18 protein-coding genes are annotated in these 17680 nt (G+C 36.9%); 17 read left to right on the forward strand and 1 reads right to left on the reverse strand.

Annotated elements, in window-relative coordinates; translation table 11 throughout:
• The first annotated feature begins 38 nt into the window (after nucleotides 1–38).
• The 5 genes from G0Q07_RS12690 (at nucleotide 39) to G0Q07_RS12710 (ending at nucleotide 6292) form a co-directional block, all read left to right on the forward strand.
• Nucleotides 39–1286 (forward strand): glycosyltransferase family 4 protein, encoded by a 1248-nt coding sequence (locus tag G0Q07_RS12690; RefSeq protein ID WP_163346500.1) that lies wholly within the window; start codon nucleotides 39–41, stop codon nucleotides 1284–1286.
• Nucleotides 1287–2379: 1093 nt separating this feature from the next.
• Nucleotides 2380–3141, forward strand: a complete 762-nt coding sequence (locus tag G0Q07_RS12695) for a glycosyltransferase family 2 protein (RefSeq protein WP_163346502.1) — start codon at nucleotides 2380–2382, stop codon at nucleotides 3139–3141.
• On the forward strand, nucleotides 3138–4229 hold the full coding sequence (locus tag G0Q07_RS12700) for a glycosyltransferase family 4 protein (RefSeq protein ID WP_163346504.1): 1092 nt from the start codon (nucleotides 3138–3140) through the stop codon (nucleotides 4227–4229). Before G0Q07_RS12695 ends, G0Q07_RS12700 begins: the two co-directional genes overlap by 4 nt.
• Nucleotides 4210–5304: a glycosyltransferase gene (locus G0Q07_RS12705; protein WP_163346506.1), complete on the forward strand. Its 1095-nt coding sequence runs from the start codon at nucleotides 4210–4212 to the stop codon at nucleotides 5302–5304. The genes G0Q07_RS12700 and G0Q07_RS12705 overlap by 20 nt, the downstream gene beginning before the upstream one ends.
• Nucleotides 5291–6292 carry an NAD-dependent epimerase/dehydratase family protein gene (locus G0Q07_RS12710; protein WP_163346509.1) on the forward strand — a complete coding sequence of 334 codons (1002 nt, stop codon included), beginning with the start codon at nucleotides 5291–5293 and terminating at the stop codon, nucleotides 6290–6292. The genes G0Q07_RS12705 and G0Q07_RS12710 overlap by 14 nt, the downstream gene beginning before the upstream one ends.
• A gap of 873 nt (nucleotides 6293–7165) precedes the next feature.
• On the opposite strand, the gene G0Q07_RS12715 is transcribed toward G0Q07_RS12710, so the two are convergent.
• The gene (locus G0Q07_RS12715) at nucleotides 7166–7852 is read right to left on the reverse strand and encodes a hypothetical protein (protein ID WP_163346511.1); all 687 of its coding nucleotides are present in this window, start codon (nucleotides 7850–7852) and stop codon (nucleotides 7166–7168) included.
• Between the two features lie 807 nt (nucleotides 7853–8659).
• On the opposite strand from G0Q07_RS12715, the gene G0Q07_RS12720 reads away from it, so the two are divergent.
• From G0Q07_RS12720 to G0Q07_RS12775, 12 genes are all read left to right on the forward strand, one after another.
• Nucleotides 8660–9217 (forward strand): REP-associated tyrosine transposase, encoded by a 558-nt coding sequence (locus G0Q07_RS12720; protein WP_163346513.1) that lies wholly within the window; start codon nucleotides 8660–8662, stop codon nucleotides 9215–9217.
• 128 nt (nucleotides 9218–9345) lie between these two features.
• Nucleotides 9346–9633, forward strand: coding sequence for a nucleotidyltransferase domain-containing protein (locus G0Q07_RS12725; RefSeq protein ID WP_163346515.1), 288 nt, complete (start codon nucleotides 9346–9348; stop codon nucleotides 9631–9633).
• A gap of 2 nt (nucleotides 9634–9635) precedes the next feature.
• Nucleotides 9636–10094 (forward strand): hypothetical protein, encoded by a 459-nt coding sequence (locus G0Q07_RS12730; protein WP_163346517.1) that lies wholly within the window; start codon nucleotides 9636–9638, stop codon nucleotides 10092–10094.
• A 727-nt stretch (nucleotides 10095–10821) separates the two neighbouring features.
• The gene (locus G0Q07_RS12735) at nucleotides 10822–11115 is read left to right on the forward strand and encodes a type II toxin-antitoxin system HigB family toxin (RefSeq protein WP_163346519.1); all 294 of its coding nucleotides are present in this window, start codon (nucleotides 10822–10824) and stop codon (nucleotides 11113–11115) included.
• Between the two features lie 5 nt (nucleotides 11116–11120).
• Nucleotides 11121–11477 (forward strand): helix-turn-helix domain-containing protein, encoded by a 357-nt coding sequence (locus G0Q07_RS12740; protein WP_163346522.1) that lies wholly within the window; start codon nucleotides 11121–11123, stop codon nucleotides 11475–11477.
• Nucleotides 11478–11971: 494 nt separating this feature from the next.
• Complete coding sequence (locus G0Q07_RS12745; protein WP_163346524.1) at nucleotides 11972–12202, forward strand: hypothetical protein; 231 nt, start codon at nucleotides 11972–11974, stop codon at nucleotides 12200–12202.
• Nucleotides 12192–12458 carry a type II toxin-antitoxin system RelE family toxin gene (locus G0Q07_RS12750; protein WP_163346526.1) on the forward strand — a complete coding sequence of 89 codons (267 nt, stop codon included), beginning with the start codon at nucleotides 12192–12194 and terminating at the stop codon, nucleotides 12456–12458. The genes G0Q07_RS12745 and G0Q07_RS12750 overlap by 11 nt, the downstream gene beginning before the upstream one ends.
• 802 nt (nucleotides 12459–13260) lie before the next feature.
• Nucleotides 13261–13482 (forward strand): hypothetical protein, encoded by a 222-nt coding sequence (locus G0Q07_RS12755; RefSeq protein WP_163346528.1) that lies wholly within the window; start codon nucleotides 13261–13263, stop codon nucleotides 13480–13482.
• A gap of 72 nt (nucleotides 13483–13554) precedes the next feature.
• Nucleotides 13555–13737, forward strand: a complete 183-nt coding sequence (locus G0Q07_RS21320) for a type II toxin-antitoxin system RelE family toxin (RefSeq protein ID WP_394366541.1) — start codon at nucleotides 13555–13557, stop codon at nucleotides 13735–13737.
• A gap of 489 nt (nucleotides 13738–14226) precedes the next feature.
• On the forward strand, nucleotides 14227–15444 hold the full coding sequence (gene gmd / locus G0Q07_RS12765; RefSeq protein ID WP_163346535.1) for a GDP-mannose 4,6-dehydratase: 1218 nt from the start codon (nucleotides 14227–14229) through the stop codon (nucleotides 15442–15444).
• A gap of 116 nt (nucleotides 15445–15560) precedes the next feature.
• The gene (locus G0Q07_RS12770) at nucleotides 15561–15950 is read left to right on the forward strand and encodes a GxxExxY protein (protein ID WP_163346537.1); all 390 of its coding nucleotides are present in this window, start codon (nucleotides 15561–15563) and stop codon (nucleotides 15948–15950) included.
• 344 nt (nucleotides 15951–16294) lie between these two features.
• Complete coding sequence (locus G0Q07_RS12775) at nucleotides 16295–17455, forward strand: adenylyltransferase/cytidyltransferase family protein (protein ID WP_163346539.1); 1161 nt, start codon at nucleotides 16295–16297, stop codon at nucleotides 17453–17455.
• The last annotated feature ends 225 nt before the right edge of the window (nucleotides 17456–17680 follow it).

Here is a 17680-nt window from a genome sequence, read left to right on the forward strand (position 1 = left end):
AATCATAAGTATAAAAAAAATACCCAAACAATTTAAATATGAAGGTACTTATAGTAAATACATCCGACATACATGGTGGAGCAGCAAGAGCAGCATATAGACTCCATCGAGGATTAATTAATGCTAATGTTGATTCAAAGATGTTAGTACAAGTAAAAGCATCAGACGATTATACCGTTCTAGGACCAAATTCAAGATTAAAACAAGGGATAAATCTTTTAAGACCTCACATTGATAACCTTCCGCTTATAAGATATAAATCAACCAATGAGGGTCCATTTACAATCTTGTGGCTCCCTTTCTCAAATATTGTAAAGAGAATAAATAGAATGTCTCCTGATATTGTTCATCTACATTGGATATCAGGCGGGATGCTCAAGTTAGAAGAATTAAGACAAATAAAAGCTCCAATAGTTTGGACAATGCACGATAATTGGTTATTTACAGGAGGATGCCACGTAAAGTGGGACTGCTTGAGTTATTTGGAAGAATGTGGAAAATGCCCAAAACTTAAAAGCTATAGCAAAAAAGATTTAAGCCACACAAATTGGAAACGTAAACAAAAAACACTTGATAAACTCAAAAACATTACAATAGTAGGTCTAAGCAAATGGATATCTGTTGAAGCTCGTAATAGTAAATTATTGAAGAATAAAAAAATAATAACTCTTCCTAATCCAATAAACTTAAATGTTTATAAACCCATTAAAAAGGAAGTAGCACGAAACTTATGGAATCTACCTATTGATAAAAAAATATTATTATTCGGAGCACTTAATCCAACAAGTGATCCTAATAAAGGATATTATTACATTACTGAAGCTTTAACGAAACTCGATTCTGAAGAGATAGAAATAGTAATCATGGGCAGCAGCAAGCCTTCATCCTCTTCCAATTTTGGTTTTAAGATTCATTATTCCGGTATATTATCTGATGATGTTTCATTAGCCACAATTTATTCAGCAGCAGATTTAATGATTATTCCAAGTCTTCAAGAAAATTTATCGAATGCCATAATGGAATCATTAGCTTGTGGCACCCCTGTAGTTGCTTTTAACACTGGTGGAAATTCCGATCTTATTAGCCATAAAGAAAATGGATATCTATCAAAACTCAAATCGGTTGAAAGTCTTGTAAAAGGAATAAAATGGATATTGTATGATAGTGATTATAAGAAGATCGCGAAAAATGCAAGAGACCATATAAGTGAAAAATTTGACTCTCAAAAAGTAGTCAATACCTATATAAATCAATACTCATCTATAATTAATAAATCTGAGAAATAAGCATGGCTTATTATCAAAATTTCAATCACCAAAGATCTCAAAGTTTTATCTATACATTATTTTTTTGTATGCTATACTTTCTGTTTATATTATTCCTTATGCCGAAGTTTCTTATGCTATTTTCGGTTATGGTTTTATGCTTCTAATTTCATTAGTATATTTAAACATTAGCCGTAAAAATTTAGCTATCTTATTATCGACATTTGCGTTCCATTTGTTATTAGCATTTTTTACAAAAAATTCTTTTATCTTCTCTCAGTCAATTATTATATTTATTCTGGTATATATATCAACCTTTAGAAATCGAAATATTAACAGATATATATTGTTCGGTTTAATATATTTGGCTCTCTTTTTCTCATTAATTTATATTGAATCTAGCAAGGATGGCAGATATCATACAAATATTCCTGACTCGAATTTCACTGGCTTATCATTGCTGCTTTTATTTTTTCTATTGCAAAAGCTAAATATTAAGTTTAAGACAATACTAACCTTAGGCATTCTGATTTTTGGAATCTTCTTTCTTGAAAGTAGAAATCTTGTTTTTGCCATAATACTTTTTATTTCATAAAAATAATAAAAACCAGATTTTCATTATTTGCTCAGATAATGAATAAATTAAACTTTACAAGAATTGCATTTCTGAGTCTTATTTTTACAATACTTTTAAGTGCTGCATATTTGCGAAATTTCACCGATAGAACGGTTGCATATTCGGGGCCTGTGAGAATATTTAAAATTTACGATGGATCAAATTCAGTGCGCTTTACAGCAAATATTGCTCTTTTCAAACATTTCACAGAAGAAACTGATGATCTTTTTTTCGGTATAGATGACTATGAAGATTATTTATTTAAAAACTTTGAAATCGAAGTTCATAATAGTTTTTTAAATTTCTTGTCTAAAGGAGGGGTAATTTTTTTTATTACATATTTCTCACTTTTGTCTTATGCTTTTAGAAATAAGTTCAACTGGTATAATTATGAATATTTGATATCATATTTTTTCTTTTCGTTATTTCTTATGTCTTGTTTTGAATCATACTTTTTAATTATTTTCTATTATATACTTGACTTTGAAAATAAAACTCATGAAAAAAAAGCAACACCCCTTAATTTCAATTATAACTATAGTTAAAAATGGAGAAAATTCTATTGAAAAAACAATAAAAAGTGTTCTTAACCAAAGCTATAAAAATATCGAGTACATTATTATTGATGGTTTGTCAACCGATAATACAGTAAAAAAAATAGAAAAATATTCAAGCATTTTAGCTTATTGGGAAAGCTCAGCAGACAAAGGAATTAGTGAGGCATTTAACAAAGGAATAAACCATGCTAGTGGTGAATATCTTCTTTTTTTAAATTCTGGCGATACCTTTTTTTCTAAAAATTCACTTGAAACATTTATAATAAACATAGGCATAAATAAAATTATAACCGGATTTTCAAAATTTGGTAAATCCAAAATACCAAAACGAGTTTTAAGAAATAATGAACCATTATATAAAAAAGCCCTTGTTTCTCATCAATCTTCACTTGTCCATAAGGATGTTTTTAAAACAATTGGTAATTTTAACACCAATCTCGAAATAAGAATGGATTATGAGTTTTGGTTGCGTGCAATGAAATATTTTAACTTTACATTTATTGATCATCCTTTAATAAATTATGAATGTAACGGGATTAGTGGAAAGAATCTTCGAAAGTATTATCTGGAAGAATTAACAATTAATAGAGTTCATCTTCCTAAGTCTGAATATTTAAAAAGATTGTCAATTCTTTTACCTGCGCTATTTCTTAGTATAATTAAAATCAAAGGAATAATAGATTTAATTCGAAAACATCTATGAAAATATTATTTGATTATCGCATGCAAAGTTGGTCAGGAATAGGAACATATTCCAGAGAACTAATAAAACATATGAATACAGGCCCTAACAGTATAACGTTATTAACAAATAAAAATATAGATTTTGAATCAAAAGTTAAAATAATAGAGACAGATTCCAAAATATTTAGCATTACAAATCAGCTAACTGTTAGGAAACACTTGAGAAAATTTGACATCTACCATTGCCCTCATTTTGTTTTTCCCATACTGTCAAGATTTAAAAACACCTTTGTAACCATCCATGATTTAATTCCCTTAAAATTTCCAGAATTCTTCTCGAAAAGTTCTAGATTTTATATGTCTTTTTTTTTAACTATGTTAAAACAAGATAACAGTAAAAACATAATAACCGTTTCAAATCATACAAAACAAGATTTGATTAATGATTATGGCCTTGATGAGAATAGAATATCAGTAATACCTAATGGAGTTAGTGATTTTTATAACACAAACATATCTGAAGATCAAAAAATATTTATAAGAAATAAATATTCTGAGGGTAAGAAATATATTCTATGTGTTGGAAATGTTAAGCCGCACAAAAACATAATCACACTGTTAAAAGCATTTCGAAATTTTAAAAAAGAATATAATTTAATAATAGTAGGCAACATATACAGTAATAGAGAGGAGGTCTTTTATTATATCAGAAAGAATAATCTTGAAAAAAACATTAAGTTTACAGGCTTTATTTCTGAGCTTGATAAAAAATTATTATATGTCGCTGCACATGTTTTTGTGTTTCCATCTCTTTATGAAGGTTTTGGTCTTCCCGCATTAGAATCAATGGCATGTGGCACACCTGTCATTGTATCCAAGACCTCATCACTTCCAGAAGTTGTGGGAGATTCTGGTTTGTATTTTTCTCCAAAAGATGTAGATGAATTAGTTTATCGATTGACTGAATTACTTGATGATGACAATTTATACAAACAACTCGTAGGCAATGGCTTGCAAAATGTTAAAAAATTTTCTTGGGAACATAGTGCAGAGCAAACAATTGAACTTTATAAAAATAGAATCAAGTATGAAGATACTCCAAATTAATAAGTTCTATTTCCCTGATTTAGGAGGAATTGAAACTATTGTCCAACAATACGCAGAGTATTTAAATAAATGGGACAATGTAACTGTATTATGCATTAATAAAAATTTTACTTTTAAAACTAAAATAGAGATAATAAATGATGTGAATATTATAAGGTGCTCTTCATTTGGCACTTTTCTTTCTATGCCGATTTCAATATCATTTTTTATCTATTTTATTAAAGAATATTTGAAAGCTGATATAACACATTTTCACGAACCATTTCCAATTGCATCATTACTTTCGCCTTTTCTTTCAAAAAATAAAAAACATATTATCACCTGGCATAGTGATATTATTAAGCAAAAATCATTAAAAAAGATCATCGAATTTTTCCAATCAAAACTTTGTGAAAAATCTTCAATCATATTAACGACATCTCCCCAACTATTAGAATTTTCTTCAGTAATATCAAAATTTAAAGAAAAAGTAAAAATTCTTCCCCTATCAATTGATGAGCAAAAATATATTCCTCAAAACCTGTCAATTAATCAAGAAGAATATATTCTTTATCTGGGCCGTTTATCATATTACAAAGGAATTCATATATTATTAGAGGCATATGCAAAGTGCCAATCTAGCATAAAGTTAAAAATTATTGGTGATGGAGACTCAGAAATTATCAAATTGATTAATAACTATAAATTAAAAGAAAATAAAAAAATAGAGTTCATAAACGATTTTGTATCAGAAGAAAATAAAAAATACATTCTTCAACACTGCCTCTTTTTTGTTTTTCCATCAAATGCACCAAGTGAAGCATTTGGTATTATTCAGTTAGAAGCAATGATTTTTAATAAGCCTGTAATAAATACCAATCTTGATACTGGTGTGCCATTCGTTAGTGTTCATGACAAAACTGGAATCACAGTCGAACAAAACAATTCAGAAAGTCTAGCTAACGCAATAGATAAATTGTCTTTTGATGCTAATTATAGGCAACTACTAGGTAATAATGCAAAAAAAAGAGTCTTGAAATATTTTTCAAATTCTTTAGTGCTCCCCAAACTACATAAGATCTATGAAAAACTATAAAAATATGCTATTCATCGGTGCTTCGGGCTTTGTAGGGACCCGCTTAACCGATCTAGTTAAAGAAGAATTTCATCTCAAAATATTTGACAAGCAACAAAGCCCATTTTTCCCGAAGCTCACTACTCTTGGCGATGTGAGGGATCAGGAACAGTTAGATCAATCTTTAGCTGGCCAGGAAGCTGTGGTCCTATTGGCCGCAGAACACCGGGATGATGTCTCCCCCACTTCGCTATATTACGATGTGAATGTGCAGGGTACTCGCAACGTACTGGATGCGATGGACAAAAACGGGGTGAAGAAAATCATCTTTACCAGTTCCGTTGCCGTTTATGGACTGAATAAAACCAATCCCAACGAAAGCCACCCCGCCGATCCCTTTAACCACTATGGTAAAAGCAAATGGCAAGCAGAAGAAGTTTTGCGCGAATGGTACAATAAAGATCCGGAGAAACGGTCGTTAACAATTATTCGCCCAACAGTAATCTTTGGCGAACGCAACCGGGGCAACGTGTATAATTTGCTCAAACAAATTGCCTCTGGCAAATTTTTAATGGTTGGCAAGGGGACCAATTACAAATCGATGGCCTATGTAGGTAATATTGCCGCTTTTATCAAATACCATCTAAAAAACTCATCTCCAGGATACAGAGTATTCAACTACATCGACAAGCCCGATTTGAATATGAACGATTTGGTAGCTCAGGTGGAAGAAAGTCTGAACAAAAAAATTCCGGCAACACATTTCCCCTATTGGTTGGGTATGTTAGGAGGATTTGGTTTTGATGTGCTCAGTAAAATCACCGGCAAAAAATTTGCAGTAAGCTCTGTTCGTGTTAAAAAGTTTTGTGCCACCACCCAGTTTGATGCATCAAGAGCGCATAGTTGCGGGTTTAAAGCGCCCTACACATTATCGCAAGGCCTCCACAACACCCTGCACTACGAGTTCATCAAAAAACAAAAAGATGGGATTACGTTTGAGTCGGAATAAAGCCGATGGCCGGGATTTAACCCCGCTACCGCGCGAATTGCTTCGCGTGGTGATTAAACAAGGCCCCACTGCCCCTAGTTTGCCACAAAGGATTAATATCCTGGCGTTTATAACGACATTAGAAATTTAGCCTTGAACAACGAATGGTTAATTGCGGCGCAAACCGCCGCTGCCGCGCGAATCCCTTCGCGTGGTTTAGCGAAAGGCTAAGATCTTCTTAGAGTTATTGTACTATTACAATCCTGAAATAAAAAACGACATGAGTCGTAACTATAAGTTCCATAATCCCGATGGTGTTTACCCTGTGAAATAACGCTGTGCGTTAAATCTATGATTTATTTCACAGGGTAAATTTTGTCTCATTTGCAGTTGAAGGTTGGGTAGATGTTTTTACACGCAATGAATACAAAAGTATTCTTATAGATAACCTGAAATATTGCCAGGAACAAAACACCACCAAACCTCCGGTGAAGCAAAGAAATAACCCGGGGAACGGCAAAAGCCCCCTGTGGAGCAAGAGAAATTGCCGGGGAGAGCTCACCACCACCCGGGGAACAACAAAAATTGCCCGGGGAACCCTTAATTTCGCCAGTGAGCGCAAAAAAGTGTTCGGGGAAGACATATCGGCATCGGTGAGCAGAAAAATAACGTCGGGGAAAGCTCAACCGCTTTGGTGAGCACAGAAAATTGGCCGGGGAAAGGGCTGAAAAGCCGGTGGGCATAAAAAAGCCCCGGGGAAGGGTCAAACCTACCTCGGGACTAGTCGTACCAATTGTTATACAAAATGCAGCTTCAGCAAATTTTGTATTTACAATGGTTGATACCGATAGAAATACTTTCTCATCGGTATAAAATCAAGGGTTTCAAAATATACTATAATTTATACCTGTCCCTTTTGTCGTCGTCTTTCCAGAATACGTACCGGCCATATTCACGGATGGTACTGTCTACCTGGTTTAATAAGGTAAAAGCTTTGTCGCGTAACACTTTGGTTTCACTGCTTTCATCGCCGGAACCATTAACAGCCGCCAGTAGTTCCGACATACGATGCGAAACCGTGCGCGCCTGAGGAAGTAAATCCATTTCAAAATTAATGGCAACCAGTGGTTCAGGATTTTTTTCGCCCAAGATGGCTGCTTCTACTAAGTCCTGTACCATATCGGCATTACTGCCACCTTCGCGAATACGCGTAACCTTATTTAAAAGGTCTTCGCGATTCCGGTAGGCAAAAGAATAATGATGCAACAATTCATCACGCAATGCAAAAGCCTGTGGCGATTCTTCGTTCCATTGAATCCTGGCCTCTTTACGTGCCCGGTATTCACTCATCCATTCGGCCTGGCAGTAACGCAAAGCCCCGCTCAATGTCGTCAGTTTTGGAATCAAAGTAACATCGAGTCCGCCACCGGCCAGTGCTTCACTGTCTTCGGCAGCATCAACGGCCAGTGTTTCGGTTCGTTCAACAATTTCGTCCACCGGACGATTAGGAGTCTTTACATTTTCCATCGGAACATTTTGAATTTCATCGCTCAACTGTTCAAAATCTTCTTGATAACTCATTGTAATAATAAATTATATGATATATTGTCAATGCTCCGTCGGCCTCTTCTGGCCTTTCCGGGATTCGAAAACTTTTGGATGGGTAGATGACGAGCCGGCGGTTTACATTTAGAATATTTTCCACAAGTTAAGAAACATAGGTTTATTACACCAAATTTATGTTTGGAAAAAATCACAATTTAGAATAGTTTTTAATAATATCTCGTTTGTTAAACAGTTATATCCACCGCTACCGCGCGAATCCTTTCGCGTGGTCTTAAACTACCACTACCACTACTCCCCCTCGTTTGCAACGAGGGGTTCGTATTCCGTCGTTTATAACGGCAATGAAAGGCAATTCTAAAATTGTAAACAAAAACAGATTGCGTCGTCTCCGTCAGCTGACGGATCCTCGCAAAGACCATACGAAATACGAATAACGGCGGCGCAAAACAAGCAGTATTAAGGCACAATACACACCGCGCCGCCATACGTTAACCGGATATTCGTCATTGGCAGAGTTTACCATTTTTTTGAATGGCATAATGAAAGAATGACAGAGATGCTGAATCCGTCAGCTGACGGACAGCATGACGTACCTGGTTATGTTTGCAATACGTGTTAAGAACGTCACCCTGAACTCGTTTCAGGGTCTTACATAGCTACCGCGAATCCCTTCGCGTGGTGATAAAACCAGGGTCGTATTATTGCGGCGCAAACAACAGGCAAGCTCCGGCGCTGCCGCGCGAATCCCTTCGCGTGGTTTAGCGAAAGGCTAAGATCTTCTTAGAGTTATTGTACTATTACAATCCTGAAATAAAAAACGACATGAGTCGTAACTATAAGTTCCATAATCCCGATGGTGTATATTTTGTCAGCTTTGCAGTTGTCAACTGGTTGGATGTTTTTATCAGGAATGAATACAAGAATATTATACTCGATAGTTTAAGCTTTTGTCAGAAAAACAAAGGCATGGAAATATTTGCATGGTGTATAATGACTAGTCATGTGCATTTAGTTTTCAGGAGTGATAAAGATGAAGTTAAGCCAGAACAGTTATTAGGAGACTTCAAGCAGTTTACAAGTAATGCTATAGTAAAAGCAATAAAAGAAAACCCACAAGAAAGCCGAAAAGATATTTTACTTGAACACTTTCAAAAAGCTGGGGCAATGGCATCAAATGTAAGTAAGAATCAATTCTGGAGACATGACAATAAACCAATTGAATTATGGAGCAATAAAGTGATCGATGAAAAAATTAACTACATTCACCAAAATCCAGTAGAAGAAGGATTAGTTTTTCGAGCAGAAGATTATAGGTATAGTAGCGCAATAGATTATTCCGGAGAAAAAGGATTATTAAAGAATATAATTGTAGTTAAATAACTACAAACCACGCGAAAGGATTCGCGCGGCAGCGAAGGATGTTCCGGTTCCAAAAATAGAATTGCTTTCAGCAAGCAATAATGTAAAGCAAAAACACAAAAAACACAAAAAATACTTATTTTTGACTTATGCGATTAAAGCCTGAAATACGAGAATTCCTAAAAGATACAGCAAATACATTGTTCCCGGGAACAGATGTATATCTTTTTGGATCAAGGCTTAACGACAATCTAAAAGGTGGAGACATCGACATCTTGCTTTTATCCAATTCGAAAATCGATTCACGAAAATTACGAAAATTCCGAATAGCCTTTTTTAAAAAATTTGGTTGGCAAAAGATTGATTTGGTCAACTTTACCAAAAAAGAAGACTCGAGCTTTAAACGATTGATTTTAAAAGATGCTCAAACTATTTAAGCATGACAGAAAAAGACAAAATTTCTTTAACCCTGTTAAATGAAGAGCTGGTATATCTGGATAAATCGCTATACTCGCTAAAACTATCGTTAGAAAAAAGCCAGGGAATTGGCACAAAAAAAGAATATAGCTTTGAAGAAATGGAAACATTCGACTCCTTTACTTCAAAATTTGGCCGCACCTCTGATTTATATACACAGAAAGTATTACGAACGATATGGATGCTGCTACACGAAGCCTTTCTTCCTTTTATTGACATGTTAAACAAAGCGGAAAAACTCAGCATTATTCACTCCGCGGATTCTTTGCTTGAAATTCGAGATTTAAGAAACCAGATTACACACGAATATATACCCGAGGCGATAACAGATCTTATTCCTGAGGTAATGGAGAAATGCCAGGATCTGTTCAAGAATATCGAAACAACAAAAAATTTTATTCAACAAAGAAACTGGAATTAAAACCCTGCTACCTGGCATGACCCTACTCCCCCTCGTTTGCAACGAGGGGTTCGTATTCCGTCGTTTATAACGACAATGAAAGGCAATTATAAAATTGCAAACAACAACAGATTGCTTCACTAATCAGTATGCGCTAAGCGGTTCAAAACCGCTAAGCGCGTTATACGAACTTGCATCGCCTGATGAACAAACAACGCCATACCATTGCGGCGCAAACAACAGGCAAGCTTTACTGAACATTTTAATTGCGCCGCTTTAAATGCTATCGCATTTATACCCGGAGCTTCGCACCGGGCTACCAATATTTCGCCCCTATGGGGCTTTTGAAAATGCTAACGACAAAATAGGTAGTCCAATAAAAATTAGTGTAATCGGTGTAATTCGTGGACCATTAAAAGATTTGATAACAAGCACAGGGGCAACGCCCCGGCACGTCACAGCGTAGTCCGTAGGGGCTACGATAACCGAGTGCGATATTATTGGTGTAACCCGTGTAATTCGTGGATAAAAACAAACAGCTCATAGTCAAAAAAAATAACACATAGTATATCCCTAAAACAATACACGCTTAAGTCGTTCCCCCTTGGCGGGTCAGGGGTAAAAACCTTGAAGCGCTTAAACACAAATAAACCCAGCAAGGGATCATCCGGCATTTTAAAATGCAGAAGACAATATTACCAATTTGGTAACTTTTTATATCTTTGCCACAAGTTTGATAAAGAATAACATGCGGGTAATAGCAAAAAAAATACTTCGGGATTTCTGGGAAAAACATGCTGATTCGAAAAACCAACTGAAAACGTGGCACAAAGAAGCAAGTAAAGCGAAATGGATAAGTCCGGCCACGATTAAGAATCAATATCCCAAAGCAAGTATTTTAAAAGCCGGACGTGTTGTTTTTGATATATGTGGAAACAAATATCGATTGATTACGCATATAAACTATGAACGACAATGGGTTTTTATACGATTTATTGGCACACATAGTGAATATGATACAATTGATGCAGAAAAAATTTGACGGATATGAATATTAAAGTGATTAAAACAGAAATTGATTACCAACAAGCATTAAAAAGACTTGAGGTAATTTTTGATGCTCCGATTGACTCCCCTGAAGGAGATGAAGCAGAAATTCTATGTATCCTGATAGAAAAATATGAAGATGAGCATTACCCCATTGCTCCTCCTGATCCGATTGAAGCGATCAGTTTTCGTATGGAGCAAATGGATATGAAAAATAGTGATTTGGTAAAAATAATTGGATATAAAAGTAGAGTTTCAGAGATTTTTAGCAGGAAGCGTAAATTGAGTTTACAGATGATAAGAAAACTACATGAAAAATTAAAAATCCCTTACGAATCTTTAATGTCAGATTATTAATATGACTCCCACTGCCCCTCGCCGCTGGTTCGGATTTGTAATCCGGACCGTATTGAACAACAACAGATTGCTTCACTAATCAGTATGCGCTAAGCGGTTCAAAACCGCTAAGCGCGTTATACGAACTTGCATCGCCTGATGAACAAACAACGCCATACCATTGCGGCGCAAACAACAGGCAAGCTTTACTGAACATTTTAATTGCGCCGCTTTAAATGCTATCGCATTTATACCCGGAGCTTCGCACCGGGCTACCAATATTTCGCCCCTATGGGGCTGTTGAAAATGCTAACGACAAAATAGGTAGTCCAATAAAAATTAGTGTAATCGGTGTAATTCGTGGATAAAACCCGCCCTGAAAGGGCAGTTCAATTCAGCCCCTGCGTTCGCGAGCTCAGTAGGCACAAGCCCGGAGGCTACGCCCCGGGAATAAAGGCAACATAGAAAACTATTCCAGTTTTAAACCGTATATTTATACCGTATAAAATAATAGCATGGAAACAATAATTATACTGCCAAAAGATAAAGCAGAATTAAAATTTTTCGTCGAACTAGCTGAACGTCTGGGGACAAAATTTAAAACTCTTGATGAGTTTCAGGATGAACAATTACTCGATCGTATGTTAGAAAATCTAAATACACCGCTTGTTGAGAAAGAAAATATTATGGATCAACTTCACACCATTTTAAACGAAGACCAACCTCCTTATACGAATGAAGATTAGATTTTTGCATGGATTTGAAAACGATCTGAAGAAAATCAGTGATAAAAAGCTTGCTCAGATGATCTTACAGAGTATTGCTGTTTTTGAGTCTGCAAATTCACTAAAAGAAATTTCAGGTATTAAGAAACTAAAAGGTCACCCGAACGCATTTCGATACCGAAAAAGGAAGTATCGCATCGGGTTCTTTTTTGAAGAGGATACGGTAATATTTGCAGCTTTTGCTCCAAGAGGAAAAATTTACAAGAAATTCCCATAATCACTAAAGTTATGGCATAAATGCTCGCGATTTAACTGTTTTTTTTTTGGAATAAAGATGATCTTCAATTATAACATTATTGACTACTAAGGTTGGAAGGAATAAATAAGATTGTCAGTAGCACGAAAAACCTTCAAGGGTTTAACAGTTAATAAGAAACGTTTAATCCTCACTCTCGCAAACGAATTGGGGTAATCCGTGCAATTCGTGGACAAATGAAAAGTCCTGGCACAAAACTCGTTCAGGGAGCTTTCCACCCTTGGGGAAACTTGCCTGACGACAGGCAGGTGTCGTCAGACAAAGGGGGTCAGGCGGAGAAACTTATCAGGCAATAAATTAAAGAAATCGGTGTAATTTGTGGACCAAACAAAATCTAAACTAAATTATTCGTTCCATGGGTTCCCCCTTGGGGGTCAGGGGTGGTAATAACAGTGGCAAAGCCCCGGCACATAACAGCGCAGTCAGTTAGGGATAGAATTAAAAACAAGCTTAATAAGGTTGATCATTCATTATAACATTAATAACTACTACGGTTGAAAGAATTAAATAAGGTTGTCAGTAGCACGAAAAACCTTCAAGCGTTTTCAAAACCTTCAAGCGTTTAACAGTTAATAAGAAACGTTTAATCCTCACTCTCGCAAACGAATTGGGGTAATCCGTGCAATTCGTGGACAAATGAAAAGTTCTGGCACAAAACTCGTTCAGGGAGCTTTCCCCCCAAGGGTGGAAAGCTCGTCAATTCGTGGACTTAAGAAAACCATCACTTATTTTAATCTCGTATATTTGTATAAAATAGTACCAAATGGAAACAATAATTCTTAAAGGAGATTCTGAATCAAATGCCCGGCTGATTCTTGAATTAGCAAAAAAATTAAATTTTAAAGCGAAAAAGCTTAGCGACAAGGATGCAGAAGAAATGGGGATATATTATTCAGTAAAAGAAGGGATAGAATCCGGGCTTCTGGAGGAGGAAGAAAAAACAAAATTTTTGTCGTCACTGGATACTGATAACGATGAAGATTGAGCTGACAAAAAAATTTCGCAAACAGGTTAGCAAATCAGCTGACAGCTTAACTAAAAAAAGCTTGGCGATATTATTCGGCAAACACAAAATGCCAATAAACTAAGTAATATTCCCAAACTCAAAAAACTTAAAGGCTATAAGCATACCTACCGGATACGTCTGGGCGAATACCGAATAGGAATCCATATAGAAGACAATGTCGTTATTTTTGCAGCCTTTGATCACCGAGCCGATATTTATAAGTACTTTCCATAGCCACCGCTCCCGGGCGAATCTCACCTGGTGATTCCTTCCGAGCTTTCGCGTAGTGTTTGAACAGAGCAATATTTTTACATGCTATCAATGCATAAACTAACGAGTCCAAGCCAAATAAGCTAAATAAGGTTTCCCTACAATTATAACATTAATAACTACTACGGTTGAAAGAATTAAATAAGGTTGCCAACTGCCCGAAAAACCTTCAAGTGTTTTTTAAACCTTGAAACGATTAACAGTTAATAAGAAACGTTTAATCCTCACTCTCGCAAACGAATTGGGGTAATCCGTGCAATTCGTGGACAAATGAAAAGTCCTGGAACAAAACTCGTTCAGAACGCTTTCCACCCTTGGGGAAAACTTGCCTGACGACAGGCAGGTGTCGTCAGACAAAGGGGGTCAGGCGCAGAAACGTAAAAGGCAATATTTCGAGAAATAGGTGTAATTCGTGGATAACAATAAATAACAGATCTAATTGAAAATACAATCATGACACAAAAAACAGCACTGATAACAGGTATCACCGGACAAGACGGTGGTTATTTAGCAGAATATCTGCTTAAAAAAGGATATATCGTTCACGGTATCAAGCGCCGTGCATCAATGTTTAACACCGACCGCATCGATCACCTCTACCAGGATCCGCATGTGGAAAACCGCAACCTGATCCTGCATTACGGCGACCTCACCGACAGTATGAACCTCACCAAAATCATTCAGGAAGTACAACCCGATGAGATCTATAACCTGGCAGCCATGAGCCACGTCAAAGTGAGCTTCGATACGCCGGAATATGTGGCCAATGCCGATGGCTTAGGAACCCTACGTATTCTGGAAGCTGTTCGTTTACTTGGCCTTACCGAAAAAACACGCATTTACCAGGCATCTACTTCTGAATTGTATGGTCTGGTGCAGGAAGTACCCCAAAGCGAAAAAACGCCTTTCTATCCGCGCTCGCCCTATGCTGTTGCAAAAATGTACGCCTACTGGATTACGGTCAACTACCGCGAAGCGTATAAGATGCATGCCAGTAACGGAATTTTGTTTAACCATGAGAGTCCGCAACGCGGCGAAACTTTTGTTACCCGTAAAGTAACCCGTGCCCTGTCAAAAATAGCATTGGGCCTTCAGGAAAAGGTATTTATGGGTAACCTTAGCAGTAAACGCGACTGGGGACATGCCAAAGATTATATCCGCGCTATGTATCTCATCCTGCAACAAGAGCAACCCGACGATTATGTAATTGCCACCGGCATAACCACCACCATCCGCGACTTTATAAAAATGGCTGCAGCCGAAATTGGTATGGAGATCACTTTCACAGGAGAAGGCGTTGATGAAAAAGGAATACTAACCGCTATTGACGAAAAACTCTTTACCGAAAAAGTAGGCCAAAAATACTTGCCGGCATTAAAAGAACGCCTCTCACAATCTCAAAGTCTCAGCGCCCAGGGCTCACCGTCTCACAGTCTCAGTGCTCACAGTCTCAGTGCACAACTGGTCGGTGTCGACCCCATGTATTTCCGCCCAACGGAGGTAGATCTACTAATTGGTGATCCAACAAAATCGAATACCGTATTAGGCTGGAAACCAAAGTACGATCTGCAAGGCCTTGTGGCAGATATGATGCAAAGCGATGTAAAACTGATGAAAAAAGAAAGCTACCTAAAAGAAGGCGGCTACCAGATTATGAATTACTTTGAATAGTTTGTAGGGTCCACGAATTACACTAATTTCACTAAGGCTTTTATTTAACCGAATTCTTATAAAAACTATTTTCGTGTAATTTGTGAAATTAGCTGATCACCTAATTTTCTATCGATATGAATTTACTGGAAAACCAACCACTGCTATATAAGGAAGAAAGCTACAAAATTATTGGCGCCTGTATGGAAGTGCATAAAACTTTAGGGTGTGGTTTTTTGGAAGCTGTATACCAAGAAGCTTTGGCAATTGAGTTTGCAAAACAAAATATTCCTTTCGAGAAGGAAGTCAGGCTTAATATTCAATATAAAGGGACCCCGCTAAGCAAAGAATACATTGCCGATTTTATCTGCCATGAGTCTATAATTATTGAGTTAAAAGCACTAAGTAAACCATCGGGAGAACATACTGCTCAGGTATTGAACTATTTAAAAGCAACAGGTTTTCAGTTAGGCTTATTGGTCAACTTTGGAAGTTCCAGCCTACAATACAAAAGAGTAGTGCTTTAATTCGCGAAATACGATCAAAAGAATTAGTGATCTTCGTGTAATTCTAGGACAAACAATTTTCTCTGTGTGATATGAATAAAACTAAAACGTAATCATATTAAGAAGTTTATCCGGGTCACGAATTACTCTAATTCCGCTAATATATCATAATGAAAGTTTTAATTTAAAGGCTATTGGTCAACTTTGGAAATTCTAATCTTCAATACGAATAATTCAATGCATTTCAATTCGTATAAATAGTGCATTAATTAGTGTAATATTATCAAAAAACAAATTAGTGATATTCGTGCAATTCGTGGACAAACACCCTTGTCTTCAGGATATCATAAAACGCATTTTCAGCAATGAATACCAACAAAAAAGTCTTCGTCTCCGGCTGCTACGATATGCTGCACAGTGGTCATGTGGCCTTTTTTAAAGAAGCAGCGCAATACGGTGAGCTATATGTAGGCCTCGGGTCTGATAAAACAGTTGCCGATCTAAAAGGACGACGAACCATCAATAGTGAACAGGAACGCCTGTACATGGTAAAATCCATCAAGCACGTCACCGATGCTTTTGTAAACAGTGGCGGCGGAATCATGGATTTTCAGAATGAACTAAAGACATTAAAACCCGACTATTTTGTGGTAAATGAAGATGGTTATTCGCCGGCAAAAAAAGAGTTATGTGAATCAATGGGAATTGAGTTAAAAGTATTGGAGCGTATTCCCGATGCAGGATTACCCCCGCGATCCACCACCGCTATCCGTTCAGGCGATAACTGCACCCTGCCCTATCGTATTGATTTGGCAGGTACCTGGATAGACCAGCCTTACGTTTCAAAATACCACCCGGGCTGGGCAATTACCTTATCATTGGAGCCGGTAATCGAATACAATGAACGCTGTGGCATGAGCACCTCTACGCGTAATGCCGCCAAAAAGATATGGCCCTACTTTCTTCCACTGGAGAAACCGGAAAGGCTGGCGGAGATCCTTTTTAAGTTTGAAAATACCCCCGGATCAACACTAATCTCAGGTGCACAGGACGCCATTGGTATTTGTATGCCCGGCCTGGTACGTCATTATTACGATAACGACTACTGGCCCAAACAATTTGAGTCGATACATGATGAAACCATTCTTAACTGGCTTGAAAAGCACCTTTTTATGGTGTTGCTATGGCCCCGTCCTGCCGGTACCGACCTGTTGAAAGAAACATATATCAATCAGGAAAACGTTAAAGTATTGACCGATGCTGCTGACGGAGCATGGCAAGCGATCCTCGATCAGAATCTAGAGGAATTTGCCCGCTATTTCAAAAAATCTTTTGAAGCGCAAACAACGATGTTTCCTGCCATGTTAAATAAAGAGATTGAAAAGGTGATCGACAGTTATAACGAACAGGCATTAGCATGGAAATTGGCAGGTGCCGGAGGTGGTGGCTACTTAATATTGGTGTCAGACAAACAACCAAAAGGAAGTATGAAAATAAAAATCAGACGAAAAGAATCAGGACTATAGAGAGAAGACGAGGAGAGTGTGAGAAGGTGAGAACACGAGACTAGGAGAGAGAGAAGAAAGACTGTGAGAGCATGAGACTGTGAGAGCATGAGACTGTGAGAAGATGTAAAACATCATATCTAAAATCTCAAAGTCTCAGTGCTCAGTGCTCAGCGCTCAAAGTCCCACAGTCTCAGTGCTCAAAGTCTCTTTCTCGACATATAATTAGTGGACCATAAAACAAAC

This window comes from Draconibacterium halophilum, assembly GCF_010448835.1.
Lineage (GTDB): Bacteria > Bacteroidota > Bacteroidia > Bacteroidales > Prolixibacteraceae > Draconibacterium > Draconibacterium halophilum.

Excerpts from the sequence above, each read along its gene's own strand:
- G0Q07_RS12735 (WP_163346519.1), top strand. The coding sequence starts at position 10,822 with ATGCGGGTAATAGCAAAAAAAATACTTCGGGATTTCTGGGAAAAACAT.
- G0Q07_RS12755 (WP_163346528.1), top strand. The coding sequence starts at position 13,261 with ATGGAAACAATAATTCTTAAAGGAGATTCTGAATCAAATGCCCGGCTG.
- G0Q07_RS12740 (WP_163346522.1), top strand. The coding sequence starts at position 11,121 with ATGAATATTAAAGTGATTAAAACAGAAATTGATTACCAACAAGCATTA.
- G0Q07_RS12720 (WP_163346513.1), top strand. The coding sequence starts at position 8,660 with ATGAGTCGTAACTATAAGTTCCATAATCCCGATGGTGTATATTTTGTC.
- G0Q07_RS12750 (WP_163346526.1), top strand. The coding sequence starts at position 12,192 with ATGAAGATTAGATTTTTGCATGGATTTGAAAACGATCTGAAGAAAATC.
- G0Q07_RS12730 (WP_163346517.1), top strand. The coding sequence starts at position 9,636 with ATGACAGAAAAAGACAAAATTTCTTTAACCCTGTTAAATGAAGAGCTG.
- gmd (WP_163346535.1), top strand. The coding sequence starts at position 14,227 with ATGACACAAAAAACAGCACTGATAACAGGTATCACCGGACAAGACGGT.
- G0Q07_RS12775 (WP_163346539.1), top strand. The coding sequence starts at position 16,295 with ATGAATACCAACAAAAAAGTCTTCGTCTCCGGCTGCTACGATATGCTG.
- G0Q07_RS12715 (WP_163346511.1), bottom strand. The coding sequence starts at position 7,852 with ATGAGTTATCAAGAAGATTTTGAACAGTTGAGCGATGAAATTCAAAAT.
- G0Q07_RS12695 (WP_163346502.1), top strand. The coding sequence starts at position 2,380 with ATGAAAAAAAAGCAACACCCCTTAATTTCAATTATAACTATAGTTAAA.
- G0Q07_RS12690 (WP_163346500.1), top strand. The coding sequence starts at position 39 with ATGAAGGTACTTATAGTAAATACATCCGACATACATGGTGGAGCAGCA.
- G0Q07_RS12745 (WP_163346524.1), top strand. The coding sequence starts at position 11,972 with ATGGAAACAATAATTATACTGCCAAAAGATAAAGCAGAATTAAAATTT.
- G0Q07_RS12725 (WP_163346515.1), top strand. The coding sequence starts at position 9,346 with ATGCGATTAAAGCCTGAAATACGAGAATTCCTAAAAGATACAGCAAAT.
- G0Q07_RS12705 (WP_163346506.1), top strand. The coding sequence starts at position 4,210 with ATGAAGATACTCCAAATTAATAAGTTCTATTTCCCTGATTTAGGAGGA.
- G0Q07_RS12700 (WP_163346504.1), top strand. The coding sequence starts at position 3,138 with ATGAAAATATTATTTGATTATCGCATGCAAAGTTGGTCAGGAATAGGA.
- G0Q07_RS12770 (WP_163346537.1), top strand. The coding sequence starts at position 15,561 with ATGAATTTACTGGAAAACCAACCACTGCTATATAAGGAAGAAAGCTAC.
- G0Q07_RS12710 (WP_163346509.1), top strand. The coding sequence starts at position 5,291 with ATGAAAAACTATAAAAATATGCTATTCATCGGTGCTTCGGGCTTTGTA.